We start from the raw sequence: 13,466 nt of genomic DNA on the forward strand, positions 1-13,466 counted from the left end.
TCGCCGGCCCGCCGCGGCACCCACGCGAGCCGCGCGCCGGTGGCGGCGGCCAGGGCGGACGTGGCGGCGAGCAGGCCGGGCACGGCGGCGGCGAGCTCGGCGACGAACAGCACCGCGCCCGGGGCCCCGAGCCGTGCGACGAGGTCGGCGGGCAGGTCCTCCAGCACCCGGGTCTCGTCCCCGGGCACGGCCGCGACCAGGTGGCCCCCGGTCTTGGTGACGGCGGGGGTGACCACGGCCCCGAGGTGCGCGACGTGGGCGCCGCGCTGCCGGTGCGCCTTGCGCAGCCGCAGGAAGACGATGGGCGACTCCTCCTCCGGCTCCAGGCCGACGCAGAGCACGGCCGGCGCGGCCTCGAGGTCGGCGTAGGTGACCCCGCCCGTGGCCGGGGTCGACCCGGCGACGTGGGCGGCGAGGAAGTCGAGCTCCTCGTCGGAGTGCACCCGCGCGCGGACGTCGACGTCGTTGGTGCGCAGCGCGACCCGGGCCAGCTTGGCGTAGGCGTAGGCGTCCTCGACGGTGAGCCGGCCCCCGGCCAGCACCCCGGCGCCGGCGCCGTCGCGGGCGGCGAGCAGCCCGGTGGCCGCCGCCTGCAGCGCGGCGGTCCACGACGCCTCGTGCAGCTCGCCGTCCTCGCCGCGGACCAGCGGGCGGGTGATGCGCGCGTCGTCGTCGAGGTAGCGGAAGGCGAAGCGGCCCTTGTCGCAGCTCCACTCCTCGTTGACCTCGGCGTCGGCGCGGGCGAGGCGGCGCTGCACCGTGCCGCGCCGCCAGTCGGTGCGCTGCGCGCAGCCCGAGGCGCAGTGCTCGCAGACCCCGGGGGTGGAGACGAGGTCGAACGGCCGGGAGCGGAACCGGTACGCGGCGCTGGTGAGCGCCCCGACCGGGCAGATCTGGATCGTGTTGCCGGAGAAGTAGCTGAGGAACGGGGCGCCGTCGGCCACCCCCACCTGCTGCTGGGCGCCGCGCTCGAGCAGCTCGAGGACGTCGTCGCCGGCGACCTGCTCGGCGAAGCGCGTGCAGCGCTGGCAGAGCACGCAGCGCTCCCGGTCCAGCAGCACCTGGCTGGAGATGGCGATCGGCTTGGGGAAGGTCCGCTTGTGCTCGTGGAACCGGGACTCGCTGCGGCCGTGGGCCATCGCCTGGTTCTGCAGCGGGCACTCCCCGCCCTTGTCGCAGATGGGGCAGTCCAGCGGGTGGTTGATGAGCAGCAGCTCCATCACCCCGGCCTGCGCCTTCTCCGCCACCGCGGAGCTGTGCTGGGTCCTGACGACCATCCCGTCGGCCACGGTCATGGTGCAGCTGGCCTGGGGCTTGGGCATGGGCCGCCCGCCCATCTCGACCTCGACGAGGCACTGCCGGCAGGCCCCGGCCGGGTCGAGCAGCGGGTGGTCGCAGAAGCGGGGCACCACGATGCCGAGCCGCTCGCAGGCGCGGATGAGCAGCTCGCCCTTCGGCGCGTCGACGCGGGAGCCGTCGATGGTGAGGCGGACGTGGCCCTCGGGGACGGGCGGCTCGTCCGGCACGTCGGTGCCGGTCCGCTCGGGGGCGACGGTCACGACGCCGCCGCCAGGGCCTGCTCGTCGAGCTCGGCGGCGCGGCGCGCCGCGTCCGGCTGCTGGTCGCACAGGGCCAGGAACTCGTCGCGGAAGTACTTGATGCCGCTGGTGATCGGGCTGACCGCGCCGTCACCGAGGGCGCAGAAGCTGCGGCCCAGGACGTTGTCGCACACGTCGAGCAGGGTGTCGACGTCGCCCGCGGTGCCGTGGCCGGCGACCATCCGTTCCAGGACGTGGGCCAGCCAGAACGTGCCCTCCCGGCAGGGGGTGCACTTGCCGCAGCTCTCGTGCTCGTAGAACTGGGTCCACTTCATCACCGCCCAGGGCACGCTGACGGTCTCGTTGAACACCTGCACGGCGGTGGTGCCCAGGATGGACCCGGCCTCGACCGCGCCCTCGAAGTCCAGCGGCACGTCGAGGTGCTCGGCGGTGAACAGCGGGGTCGACGAGCCGCCCGGCGTCCAGAACTTCAGCGGGACGCCGTCCTTCATCCCGCCGGCGAGCTCGAGGAGCTGGCGCAGCGTGGTGCCCATCGGCACCTCGTACTGCCCGGGGCGCTCGACGTGCCCGGACAGGCTGAAGATCTTGGGCCCGGGGGACTTCTCGCGGCCCATGGTGCGGAACCACTCGGCGCCGCCGTTGACCAGGAACGGGACGGTGGCGATGGTCTCGACGTTGTTGACGACGGTGGGGCTGGCGTAGAGCCCGCTCACCGCGGGGAACGGCGGCTTGAGCCGCGGCTGCCCGCGCCGGCCCTCCAGGGAGTCCAGCAGCGCGGTCTCCTCGCCGCAGATGTAGGCCCCGGCCCCGGCGTGGACGACGATCTCGCAGTCGAACCCGGTGCCCAGCACGTCCTTGCCGACCAGCCCCGCAGCGCGGGCCTCGGCCAGCGCGGCGTCGAGCCGCCGGATCGCGTGCAGGATCTCCCCGCGGACGTAGATGGCGCAGAAGTGGGCGCGGATGGCCCAGCAGGTGATGACGGCGCCCTCGATGAGCGAGTGCGGGTCGGCCATCATCAGCGGGGTGTCCTTGCAGGTGCCGGGCTCGCCCTCGTCGGCGTTGATGACGAGGTACTTCGGCTTCGCCCCCGGGCCGGTGGTCTCGCCCTCCTTGGCCTGCGGGATGAAGCCCCACTTCATGCCCGTGGGGAAGCCTGCGCCGCCGCGGCCGCGCAGGCCCGAGGCCTTGACCAGCTCGATGAGCTCGTCGGGGTCGGTGGCCAGGGCGGTGCGCAGCGCGGTGTAGCCCTCGAGCCGGGTGTAGGTGTCCAGCGTCCAGGACTCCGGGGAGAGCCAGCGCTTGGTCAGCACCGGGGTGATGGGGTCGGTCACGAGGTCCCCTCCTGCTGGGCCGGGTCGGTCTGCGTGGCGGCGGGATCGGGTGCGGCGGGCGCGGTCCAGCCGTGCTCGGCGGCGTCGGCCACCCCGCGGAGGGTCTCCGCCGCCGCGGACGGCCCGGCCACGTCGGCCGGGCGGTCGAAGAAGCCGGCGAGCTGGCGGGACACGTCGCGGAAGTCGCTGAGCGGGGCCCCCCGGGTGGGGGCGGGCGCGCGCCCGGCCCGCAGCTCGCGGACCAGCTCCAGCGCGGAGTCCGGGGTCTGGTTGTCGTAGAACTCGTAGTCGACCTGCAGCACGGGGGCGAGGTCGCAGGCGGCCAGGCACTCGGCGTGCTCGAGGGTCAGCGAGCCCGGCTCCCCCGGCTCGCCCACGGTCTGCTCGTGGCCCAGCGGGGTGCCGTCGGTGCCGAGCTCCGCGGCCACGGCGGCGTAGATGGCGTCCCCGCCCAGCACCGCGCACAAGGTGTTGGTGCACACGCTCACCAGGTGCTGCCCGCACGGCTCGCGCTTGTACATCGTGTAGAACGTCGCGACGGCCGAGACCTCGGCGCGGGTGAGGCCGAGGGTGTCGGCGGCCCAGCCGATCCCGGCCTGGCTGACGTGGCCCTCGAGCGACTGGGCCAGGTGCAGCAGCGGCAGCAGCGCGGAGCGGGGCTGCGGGTAGCGGGCGATCACCGCCGCGGCGTCGGCGTCCGCCTCGGGGCCGAAGACGCGGCCGACGTCGGTGCCGGAGTCGGTGCCGGTGGCGGTCTGCTCGGGGGCCTGGCTCACCGGTCCACCCCTCCCATCACGGGGTCGATGGAGGCGATGGCCGCGATGACGTCGGCGACGAGGCCGCCCTCGCTCATCGCGGGCATCGACTGCAGGTTGACGAAGCTGGGCTCGCGGACGTGCATGCGCAGCGGCCGGGTGCCGCCGTCGGAGACGAGGTGGAAGCCGAGCTCCCCGCGCGGGGACTCGATCGGGCTGTAGACCTGCCCCGCGGGCACCCGGAACCCCTCGGTGACCAGCTTGAAGTGGTGGATCAGCGACTCCATCGACTGGCCCATGATCTTCTGCACGTGCTCCAGGGAGTTGCCCAGCCCGTCCGGGCCGACGCTGAGCTGCGCGGGCCAGGCGATCTTCGGGTCGTCGACCATCACCGCGTCCCCCTCGGTGGCCCGCAGCTTGTCGACGCACTGCTCGATGATGTCCAGGCTCTGGCCCATCTCGGCCACCCGCAGCAGGTAGCGGGCGAAGCAGTCCGCCTCCGTGCGGGTGGGCACCTCGAACTCGAAGTCCTCGTAGCCGCAGTAGGGCTCGACCTTGCGCAGGTCCCACGCCAGCCCGGCGGAGCGCAGCACCGGCCCGGTGACGCCGAGGGCCAGGCAGCCGTCCAGCGGGAGGTGCCCCACGCCGGCGAGCCGGTTGCGCCAGATGGGCTGGCCGGTGAGCAGGGTGTCGTACTCGGGCAGCCGGGCCCGCATCGTGGCCAGGAAGTCGGTGAGCAGGCGCTCCCAGCCGGCGGGCAGGTCCTGCGCCACCCCGCCGGGGCGGACGAAGGCGTGGTTCATCCGCAGGCCGGTGAGCTCCTCGAGGAGGTGCAGCACCACCTCGCGCTCGCGGAACCCGAACGTCATGGCCGTCGAGCTGCCCAGCTCCATGCCGCCGGTGGCCAGGTAGACCAGGTGCGAGGAGATGCGGTTGAGCTCCATGAGCAGCACCCGCGTGGTCTGCGCCCGCGGCGGTGCGGTGATGCCGAGGAGCTTCTCCACCCCGAGGCAGTAGCCCGTCTCGTTGAACAGCGGCGCCAGGTAGTCCATCCGGGTGACGAAGGTGACGCCCTGGGTCCAGGTGCGGTGCTCGGTGTTCTTCTCGATGCCGGTGTGCAGGTAGCCGATCACCGACCGGGCCTCGGTCACCGTCTCGCCCTGCAGCTCGAGCACCAGGCGGAGCACGCCGTGGGTGGACGGGTGCTGCGGGCCCATGTTGATGACGATCCGCTCGTCCGAGGCCGGGTCGGACCCGGCGCCGCCGAGCGCCTCGGTCAGCGAGTCCCAGTCCCCGCCGGTGACGGTGTAGACGCGGCCCTCGGTGGTCTGCCGCTCCCCCGCCTGCTGCGGGCCGGTCCGGGGTGCGCTGGTGCTGGTCACGAGTAGGCCCTCCGCTGGTCGGGCGGCGGGATCTCCGCACCCTTGTACTCCACGGGGATCCCGCCGAGCGGGTAGTCCTTGCGCTGGGGGTGGCCCAGCCAGTCGTCGGGCATGAGGATCCGGGTCAGCGCCGGGTGGCCGTCGAAGACGATCCCGAACATGTCCCAGGTCTCGCGCTCCTGCCAGTCCGCCGTCGGGTAGACCCCGACGATGCTCGGCACGTGCGGGTGGGCACCCATCCCGCCGTCGCCCGGCACGTCGAGGACGACCTCGAGGCGCACGCGGCGGCGGTAGGTCATCGAGGTGAGGTGGTAGGCGACGTGCAGCCGGCCGGGCACCGGGGTGCCCGAGGGGGCGCCACCGCCGGAGCCGGCCCCGGCGCCGGTGCCGTCCGCCGAGCCGGACTCGAACCCGTGGTCGACCCCCGAGACCGAGCTGCACAGCTCGAAGCGCAGCGCCGGGTCGTCGCGCATCACCCGGCACACGTCGGTGATGGCCTCGGTGCGCACGTAGTAGGTGATCTCCCCGCGGTCGACGACGGTCTCCCACACCGCGTCCACCACCCCGGCCTCGGCCAGCGCGGCCTCGAGGTCGTCGGTCACATCGTCGAACCAGCCGCCGTAGGGCCGGGTCGCGGGCGCGGGGCTGTGGGCGGGCAGCCGCAGCCCGCCGAAGCCGGAGGTGTCCCCGGAGCCCGACGTGCCGAACATCCCCTGCCGCGCCCGGCCGGTGACGACCCCGCCGCGGGCCTGCCGCTGCGCCTCGTCCCCGCGGGAGCGCTCGGCCGAGTCCAGGCCCGCGCCCTGCCGCGTGCGGGTGCCGTCGGGGACCTCGCGCCCGGCGTCCTTCCCCGCCTCGTCCGCCACCGCTCAGCTCCTCGCGTACTTCACGGTGGACGGGACCAGCTCGGTGCGGGCGCCGCTCTCCAGCCGCGCCGCGGTCCGGACCGGGCCCAGCGGCTCGTCCATGATCTTGGCGTGCAGCTTGAGGATGGCGTCGATGAGCATCTCGGGCCGCGGCGGGCAGCCGGGCAGGTAGACGTCCACCGGCACCACGTGGTCGACGCCCTGCACCACGGCGTAGTTGTTGAACATGCCGCCGCTCGAGGCGCACACGCCCATGGCGATGACCCACCGGGGCTCCGGCATCTGGTCGTAGATCTGGCGCAGCACCGGGGCCATCTTGTTGGTGACCCGGCCCGCCACGATCATCAGGTCGGCCTGCCGCGGGGTGGCCGAGAACCGCTCCATCCCGAAGCGCGCCAGGTCGTAGCGCGACCCGCCCACCGTCATCATCTCGATGGCGCAGCAGGCGAGGCCGAACGTCGCCGGCCACACCGAGGTCTTGCGGGACCAGTTGACCAGCTTCTCCACGCTGGTCAGCAGGATCCCGTTCGGCAGCTTGTCCTCCAGGCCCATCCTGGTTCCCCCTCTCGCTCCGCTCCGCACCCGTGCGTCGTGCCGGTCAGTTCCAGTCGAGCCCACCCCGTCGCCAGACGTAGGCGTAGGCGAACCCCACCGTCGCGATGAACAGCACCACCTCGGCGAGGCCGAAGAACCCCAGCGCGTCGGCCGTGACGGCGAACGGGTAGAGGAACACCAGCTCGATGTCGAAGAGGATGAACATCATCGCGGTGAGGTAGTAGGCGATCGGGATGCGGCCACCACCGGCGACGGGCTGCGGCGACGGCTCGATCCCGCACTCGTAGGCGTCGAGCTTGGCGCTGTTGTAGCGGCGCGGGCCGACGTACGGCGCGATGGCGACGGAGAAGACGGCGAAGCCCCCGGCGAGGGCGGCCATCACCACGAGCGGCAGGTACGGCTCCAGCACGCGGTCCACCCCGTTCCCCGACGTCCGGCCGGCCCGGTGCGGGCCGCCCGACGAGCATGACGTGCGCCACAGTACGAGGTGTCCCGCCACGTCGACGCACCCGGGGTGAGCAAGCCCACACCGTGTCGGGTGGCGTCGGCGAGCACCCCCTGGGTGACCTGCGGCGGACCGGGCCGGAGGCACCGGGCCGACCCGCCCGGGGCCTGGGACACTGAGCCCGTGAGCACCGCCGAGCCGACCGTCACGACCCCCGCCGAGCTGCGCACCGACGTCCTCGTCGTGGGGGCCGGGCCCGCGGGCTCCGCCGCCGCGGCCTGGTGCGCCCGCCACGGCCTCGAGGTCCTGCTCGCCGACGCCGCCCGCTTCCCCCGCGACAAGGCGTGCGGCGACGGGCTGACCCCACGCGCCGTCGCCGAGCTCGACCGCCTCGGCCTCGGGGAGTGGGTCCGCTCGCACGGCACCAACCGCGGGCTGCGCGCGGCGGGCTTCGGCCAGGAGCTGCTGCTGCCGTGGCCCGGCGGCTCGCTGCCCGACCACGGCAGCGCGGTGCCCCGCACCGAGCTCGACGCCCGCATCCGGCAGGTCGCGCTCGACGCCGGCGCCACGCCGCTGGAGGGGGCGCGGGCGGTCGACGTCGTCCGTCACGGCCAGGACGTCACCGCGGTGGTCTTCCGCACCGACGCGGGCCCGGTCACCGTGCGCTGCGACCGGCTCGTCGTCGCCGACGGGGTGCGCTCGCAGCTGGGTGGCCTGCTGGGCCGCACGTGGCACCGCGACACCGCCTACGGCGTGGCGGCACGCAGCTACGTCCGCTCCGGCCGCAGCGACGACCCGTGGATCTCCTCGCACCTCGAGCTCCGCGGCGAGGCGGGCGAGCTGCTCTCCGGCTACGGCTGGGTGTTCCCGCTCTCCTCCGGCGAGGTCAACCTCGGGGTGGGCACGCTGGCAACGTCCGCGCGCCCGGCCGGGGTGGCGCTCAAGCCGCTGCTGCGCCACTACGCCGAGCAGCGCCGCGCGGAGTGGCAGCTCGACGGCGAGGTGCGCGACGCGGCGTCGGCGCTGCTGCCCATGGGCGGGGCCGTCTCCGGCGTCGCCGGACCGAACTGGGCCGTCATCGGCGACGCCGCGGGCTGCGTGAACCCGCTCAACGGCGAGGGCATCGACTACGGGCTCGAGACCGGTCGGCTCGTCGCCGAGCAGCTGGCCGGCGGCGGTGCGCTGACCCGGGCGTGGCCGGAGGTGCTGCGGGCGCACTACGGCGAGGCGTTCTCCGTCGCCCGCCGGCTCGCGGGCCTGCTCACCCGGCCGCGGCTGCTGCCCGCGGCGGGGCCGGTGGGCATGCGCTCGACCGCGCTGATGGCCGTGGCCCTGCGGGTGATGGGCAACCTGGTGACCGACGAGGACCGCGACGCCACCGCACGGGTGTGGCGGTGGGCGGGCCGGGCCTCGGTGCGGCTGGACCACCGGCCGCCGTTCGCGGCCTGAGCGGTACCGGGGGTTCGGGGTGGACGCCGGGGCCCTGAGGATCTCCGACGCCCACCCCCCGTAGCGCAGGCGCCCACGTCGTCGGGGGCTGCGGTGGTCCGGGCACCAGCAGAGCACATCCGTGCACCGTTCGCGCCACGAACGGTTCACCGAGCGGGACCCCCCGCCCCCGTGGTTGTGTCGCGTCGACGACGTCGTCCCGTCGCAGCAGGTCGAGCACCCGGCACAGCCGGCGTGGGACGTCCCCCACGGCGCCCCCGGGCGCACCTGCCCGAGAGGCACCCACCGTGCTGCTGCTGCGCGCCCCCGGCGTCTACCCGCCCCAACGCGACACCTGGCTCGTCGCCGACCTGCTGCGCCCGCTCAGCCCCGGCGCCCGGGTGCTGGACGTCTGCACCGGCACGGGCGCCCTGGCCGTGACCGCGGCCCGGGCCGGTGCCCGCGCGACGGCGGTGGACATCTCCGGCCGCGCCGTGGCGACGGCCCGGACGAACGCTGCGCTGCACCGCGTCCCGCTGCGCGTGCTGCGCGGCGACCTCACCGGGCCGGTCGCCGGCGAGCAGTTCGACGTCGTGGTGTCCAACCCGCCCTACGTCCCCGCCGCGACCGACGAGCTGCCGGTTCACGGCCGGCTGCGGGCCTTCGACGGCGGCCGGGACGGGCGCACCCTGCTCGACCGGGTGCTCGACGCCGCCCCCGCCGTGCTCGCCCCCGGCGGAACCCTGCTCGTCGTCCACTCCGGACTGTGCGGTGTGGACGAGAGCCTGGCCCGGCTGCGCCGCCGCGGGCTCGCCGCCGAGGTGGCGGCGCAGTGCCTGCACCCCTTCGGGCCCGAGCTGACCCGGCGCGCCGAGATGTTCGAGCAGCGCGGCCTCATCGCCCCGGGCGAGCGCACCGAGCGTCTGGTGGTGCTGCGAGCCACCGCGCCGGTCCCCGCTGCCGCGGCGCAGGTCCCGGCCGCGGGCTAGACCGCGCGCAGCGAACTGCGGCCCTGCGCCCAGCTGCCGGTGACGTGCTCGGCGACGAGGTCGTCGAGCGCCAGGCACATCCGCGCCCCCCGCACCACGGCGTCGGCCCGGTGCGGCTGGTCGCGGGCGAGCCCGCCGGCCAGGTCGCGGGCGACCACCTGCTCGTGCATCGCGTCGGCCTCGACGTGCTCGTCGTAGAACAGCGTGGCCCCGCGGTCGAAGCCGAGGCGGCGCAGCCCCGCGCTGTGCAGCTTGCTCGGCAGCGAGGACGTCATCTCCACCGCGCAGAGGTGCCCGACGAGCTCGCCGAGCCGGGCCCGGTGCAGCGCGAGGTAGGACAGCGCGTTGAGCGAGGCCAGGGTGACCGCCGGGACCAGGTCGACGTGGCCGCCGTAGGTGTCGTCGACGCCCACCGCGCGCAGCGTGCGGGCGAACAGGGCGGAGTGCATGCGCTCGGGCCGGCCGCCGCCGTACTCGTCGGACTGCACCTCGACCAGGGCGCCCTTGGGGGCACCGGCCAGGCGCGGGATGCCCATCGTGTGGGGGTCGGCCTCGCGCAGCTGGTACGGCGCGCGGTGGGTCAGCAGCTCCTGCACCTGCCACAGCGGGGCGTCGCGGGCCACGTGGTGGCTCAGCCCGGGCGTGCCGGTGTCGGCGGTGAGCGCCTGCAGCGCGGCCACCACGCCGTCGGGGGCCGTGGTGGGCCCGTCCGCCAGCGCGTCGAGTGCCGCGGCCAGCGGGGCCTCGAGCAGCGCGCGGGCCGCCAGCAGGTCCAGGTCCCACTCGAGGTCGTCGGGGACGCCGCGCACCCCCTGCAGGGCCAGCTCGTAGAGCGTGGTCAGGCAGGCCTGCACGTCGTCGTCGTGCAGCACGTCCCCCGGTGCCGACGGGGGCGTCCAGCCCCGCACCGCGGCCAGGAACGCCGTGGTGGGCGCGGTCCCGCGCAGCACGTCGCGCAGCACCTCGCCGAGCGGGCCACGCGCGGCGGGCAGGGGCATGGCCGTGGCAACCTCGACCGGGTGAGCACCCCCGACCCCACCAGCACCGAGACCGACGTCGCCGCCCTGCTCGGGCCCGACGTGGTCATCACCGTGTGCCCCGACGGCCCGCTGCTGGTCCGCGGCGGGGCCGCGCTCGTCGACGGCAAGGGGGCCGACCTGCGCGGCGAGCGGCGCACCCTCGCGCTGTGCCGCTGCGGGCGCAGCGGCATCGCGCCCTTCTGCGACGGGACGCACAAGAAGCGGCGCGGTCGCGGCTGATCGGCTCGGGGTCATGGACCCACGGTAGGAACGTCCGGGGTCGTGCGCCCAGCGAGCCTGGGTCAGGGCTTGCGCGCGCGGTGCAGCGCGACGACGCCCCCGGTCAGGTTGCGCCACGCCACGTCCGTCCAGCCGGCCGCCTGCAGCCGCGCGGCCAGGGCGGGCTGGTCCGGCCACGCCCGGATGCTCTCGGCGAGGTAGACGTAGGCGTCGGGGTTGCTGCTGACCGCGCGCGCCACCGTGGGCAGGGCCTTCATCAGGTACTCCAGGTACACGGTGCGGAAGGGCGCCCACACCGGGGTGGAGAACTCGCACACCACGATCCGCCCGCCGGGGCGGGTCACCCGCGCCAGCTCGGCCAGGCCGTCGTCGAAGGCGACGACGTTGCGCAGGCCGAAGGAGATGGTGACCGCGTCGAACGCCCCGTCGCGGTAGGGCAGGTGCAGCGCGTCCCCCGCGACCATGGGCACCCCGCGGTGCACCCCGGCCCGCAGCATCCCCTGGGAGAAGTCGGTGGCCACGCTCCACGCGCCCGAGCGGGCCAGCTCGACGGTGGAGACCCCGGTGCCGGCGGCCAGGTCGAGGACGCGCTCGCCGGGGCGCAGGTCGAGCGCCGTCCGGGTCAGCCTGCGCCAGCGCCGGTCCTGCGCGAACGACAGCACCGAGTTGGTCAGGTCGTAGCGCTGCGCGACACCGTCGAACATCGCGGCGACCGCGTGGGGGTCCTTGTCCAGCCCGGCTCGTGTCACCGCGCGAGGCTACCCGCGGGCCCCCGGCTACGCCGCGGTGGCGAGCCCGTCGGCCGACCCCAGCACGGCCCGGTAGTGCCCGAGCAGCTCGTCGCCCAGCACCGGCCAGGTGCGGCGCAGCACCGAGCGCCGCGCCGCCCGGCCCAGCGAGCGCCGCAGCTCCGGGTCGGCCAGGGTGAGCACGGCCGCGACGGTGGCGCGCTCCAGGTCCTCGACCGGGACGAGGAACCCGGTGCGGCCGTGGGCCACGAGGTCGCGCGGCCCGCCCGCGTCGGCCGCCACGACGGGCACGCCGCTGGCCAGCGCCTCCTGCACGACCTGGCAGAAGGTCTCGTGCTCCCCCGGGTGCACGGCGACGTCGAGGCTTGCCATGGTCCGCGCCAGCTCGGCCCCGCCCTGCCGGCCGAGGAAGACCGCGCCCGGCACCAGCCGCTCCAGCCGGGCGCGCTCCGGCCCGTCGCCGGTGACGACGAGGCGGACCCCGGGGGTCGCGGCGAGCAGGGCCAGCCGCTCGACGTGCTTCTCCGGGGCGAGGCGGCCGACGAAGCCCACGAGGAGCTCGCCGTGCGGGGCCAGCCGGGCGTGCAGCGCGTCGCTTCGGTGGGCGGGGGCGAACCGGGTGGTGTCGACGCCGCGGCCCCAGCGGTGCACCCGAGGCACCCCGCGGGAGGTGAGCGCCTCGACGGCCCAGGTGGACGGGGCCAGGGTCCGGTCGGCCTGGCCGTGCAGCCGCCGCGTCCACCGCCACGCCGCCCGCGTGGTGGTGGCGCCCATGCCGTAGCTGGCGGCGAAGCCGGCCACGTCGGTCTGGTAGACGGCGACGGTCGGCACGCCGAGCCGCCGGGCCGCGCGCTGCCCCCCGGCGCCGAGCACGAACGGCGACGCGAGGTGGACCACGTCGGGGTCGAAGTCGGCCAGGGCGGTGGTGACGGCCGGGGTGGGCAGGCCGACCGGCAGCGACGAGACCCGGGGGACGTCGACGGCGGGCACCCGGACGACGGGGGTGCCGTGGTGCTCGGCGGCCTCCCCCACCCCGGGGGCGACGACGAGGGTGTCGTGGCCGCGGTGGCGCAGGTGCTCCAGCACCCGGACCACCGATCCGGAGACCCCGTTGACCTGCGGCAGGAAGGACTCGGCGACGACGGCGATGCGCACGGCCCCCACCCTGGGCGGCGCGGCGCACCGGGACGCGCCGCGCGGGTGACGCGACGGGGAACACCGCGGGAACACCGGCCGGCGGCCGCCGACCCGGGGCGGGGTCTCAGCCGGCGGCGAGGCGCAGGTCGAGCGCGCGACGGGCCCGCTTGGCCAGCCGCTCCGGCGTGCGCAGCTCGTGGACCCAGCTGAGCTCGAGCGGCACCCCGACCTGGCGCTGCACCCGCGCCACCACCCCCGCCGCGGCGGCCCGGTCGCCGCCGAGGGCGAAGAAGTCGTCGTCCGCACCCACGCGGCACACCCCGAGGGCGTCGGCGAAGCAGACGCACAGGATGGCCTCGAAGGCGGTGACGGGCTCGCGCGCCACGCGGACCCGGGAGCACCGGGCGTCGTGCTCACACCGTCGCACCGCGCACCTCCCGTCCGTCCGACCGCTCCGGACGGGGCGGGCCGGGCACCGGGCCCGACTGCACCACTGTCACACAGAGCGACGCCGACCGACAACGAGGACCACCCGATCAGGTGTAGCCCAGCAGGTTTCCGCGGCGGTGCTGCTTTCGGGTGTGCGCAACACGACTCAGCGTGACCGGTCTAGCGGGCCCGGCCGAGGCGTCGGACCACCAGCAGCCCCACCCCGGCCAGCAGCCACGCCACGACGGCCACCGACAGCGCGGGGACCACGGCCAGGCGCGCGTCCCGGCCCTGCACCCGCACCAGGTCCGGGTCCTGCGTGGAGTACTCGACCTCGATGCGCTGGTCGGCCGCGAGGCCCGTCGGGTACAGCACCCCCAGCTCCGGGGTGCGGGTGACGCCGTCGGGGGTGGTGAAGCTGATCGCCGCGCTCACCCGGCCGACCGACAGCACGTCCGCCGTCGCGACCCCGCGGTGCGCCTCGATGGCGTTGTCGTCGCGCCACGCCGCCACCACGAGCAGGAACGCCAGCACGGTCACCACCGTCGCCGCCGTGAGCAGGACCCGCCGGGCCACCACCCC

At 75.5% G+C, this 13,466-nt stretch carries 15 protein-coding genes; 3 read left to right on the top strand and 12 right to left on the bottom strand.

Features of this window, described 5'->3' with window-relative positions; genetic code table 11:
- The 7 genes from ACYVOF_RS14705 to ACYVOF_RS14735 all read right to left on the bottom strand — a co-directional run.
- The coding region (locus tag ACYVOF_RS14705) for an NADH-quinone oxidoreductase subunit G (protein WP_460867720.1) at window positions 1-1,559 on the bottom strand (1,559 nt) is incomplete at its 3' end.
- Window positions 1,556-2,890: an NADH-quinone oxidoreductase subunit NuoF gene (nuoF, locus tag ACYVOF_RS14710; protein WP_460867722.1), complete on the bottom strand. Its 1,335-nt coding sequence runs from the start codon at window positions 2,888-2,890 to the stop codon at window positions 1,556-1,558. The genes ACYVOF_RS14705 and nuoF, both read right to left, overlap by 4 nt.
- On the bottom strand, window positions 2,887-3,666 hold the full coding sequence (nuoE, locus tag ACYVOF_RS14715) for an NADH-quinone oxidoreductase subunit NuoE (RefSeq protein WP_460867724.1): 780 nt from the start codon (window positions 3,664-3,666) through the stop codon (window positions 2,887-2,889). Before nuoE ends, nuoF begins: the two co-directional genes overlap by 4 nt.
- Entirely contained in the window at window positions 3,663-5,027 is a 1,365-nt protein-coding gene (locus ACYVOF_RS14720) for an NADH-quinone oxidoreductase subunit D (RefSeq protein WP_460867726.1), read from the bottom strand. The genes nuoE and ACYVOF_RS14720 overlap by 4 nt, the downstream gene beginning before the upstream one ends.
- Entirely contained in the window at window positions 5,024-5,893 is an 870-nt protein-coding gene (locus ACYVOF_RS14725; protein ID WP_460867728.1) for an NADH-quinone oxidoreductase subunit C, read from the bottom strand. Before ACYVOF_RS14725 ends, ACYVOF_RS14720 begins: the two co-directional genes overlap by 4 nt.
- A gap of 3 nt (window positions 5,894-5,896) precedes the next feature.
- Window positions 5,897-6,445 (bottom strand): NuoB/complex I 20 kDa subunit family protein, encoded by a 549-nt coding sequence (locus ACYVOF_RS14730; RefSeq protein ID WP_460867729.1) that lies wholly within the window; start codon window positions 6,443-6,445, stop codon window positions 5,897-5,899.
- Between the two features lie 46 nt (window positions 6,446-6,491).
- A complete protein-coding gene (locus ACYVOF_RS14735; protein WP_460867808.1) occupies window positions 6,492-6,854 on the bottom strand; it encodes an NADH-quinone oxidoreductase subunit A in 363 nt (120 codons plus the stop codon).
- A gap of 222 nt (window positions 6,855-7,076) precedes the next feature.
- Here ACYVOF_RS14735 and ACYVOF_RS14740 point away from each other — a divergent pair, with 222 nt between their 5' ends.
- Together ACYVOF_RS14740 and ACYVOF_RS14745 are read left to right on the top strand one after the other, a co-directional pair.
- Complete coding sequence (locus tag ACYVOF_RS14740; protein ID WP_460867731.1) at window positions 7,077-8,342, top strand: geranylgeranyl reductase family protein; 1,266 nt, start codon at window positions 7,077-7,079, stop codon at window positions 8,340-8,342.
- 287 nt (window positions 8,343-8,629) lie between these two features.
- Window positions 8,630-9,310: a HemK2/MTQ2 family protein methyltransferase gene (locus tag ACYVOF_RS14745; RefSeq protein WP_460867733.1), complete on the top strand. Its 681-nt coding sequence runs from the start codon at window positions 8,630-8,632 to the stop codon at window positions 9,308-9,310.
- Here ACYVOF_RS14745 and ACYVOF_RS14750 read toward each other — a convergent pair.
- Window positions 9,307-10,308, bottom strand: a complete 1,002-nt coding sequence (locus ACYVOF_RS14750) for an iron-containing redox enzyme family protein (RefSeq protein ID WP_460867735.1) — start codon at window positions 10,306-10,308, stop codon at window positions 9,307-9,309. The genes ACYVOF_RS14745 and ACYVOF_RS14750 overlap by 4 nt on opposite strands.
- 21 nt (window positions 10,309-10,329) lie before the next feature.
- On the opposite strand from ACYVOF_RS14750, the gene ACYVOF_RS14755 reads away from it, so the two are divergent.
- The gene (locus ACYVOF_RS14755; protein ID WP_460867737.1) at window positions 10,330-10,569 is read left to right on the top strand and encodes a CDGSH iron-sulfur domain-containing protein; all 240 of its coding nucleotides are present in this window, start codon (window positions 10,330-10,332) and stop codon (window positions 10,567-10,569) included.
- A 62-nt stretch (window positions 10,570-10,631) separates the two neighbouring features.
- On the opposite strand, the gene ACYVOF_RS14760 is transcribed toward ACYVOF_RS14755, so the two are convergent.
- The 4 genes from ACYVOF_RS14760 to ACYVOF_RS14775 all read right to left on the bottom strand — a co-directional run bounded on the left by ACYVOF_RS14760 (window position 10,632) and on the right by ACYVOF_RS14775 (window position 13,460).
- Complete coding sequence (locus ACYVOF_RS14760) at window positions 10,632-11,318, bottom strand: demethylmenaquinone methyltransferase (RefSeq protein ID WP_460867739.1); 687 nt, start codon at window positions 11,316-11,318, stop codon at window positions 10,632-10,634.
- Window positions 11,319-11,345: 27 nt separating this feature from the next.
- Window positions 11,346-12,473 (bottom strand): glycosyltransferase family 4 protein, encoded by a 1,128-nt coding sequence (locus ACYVOF_RS14765; protein WP_460867741.1) that lies wholly within the window; start codon window positions 12,471-12,473, stop codon window positions 11,346-11,348.
- Window positions 12,474-12,579: 106 nt separating this feature from the next.
- Complete coding sequence (locus ACYVOF_RS14770; RefSeq protein WP_460867743.1) at window positions 12,580-12,882, bottom strand: phosphopantetheine-binding protein; 303 nt, start codon at window positions 12,880-12,882, stop codon at window positions 12,580-12,582.
- Window positions 12,883-13,064: 182 nt separating this feature from the next.
- A complete protein-coding gene (locus ACYVOF_RS14775; protein ID WP_460867810.1) occupies window positions 13,065-13,460 on the bottom strand; it encodes a DUF3592 domain-containing protein in 396 nt (131 codons plus the stop codon).
- Window positions 13,461-13,466: the final 6 nt, after the last annotated feature.

The organism is Rhodococcus aerolatus (genome assembly GCF_054783215.1).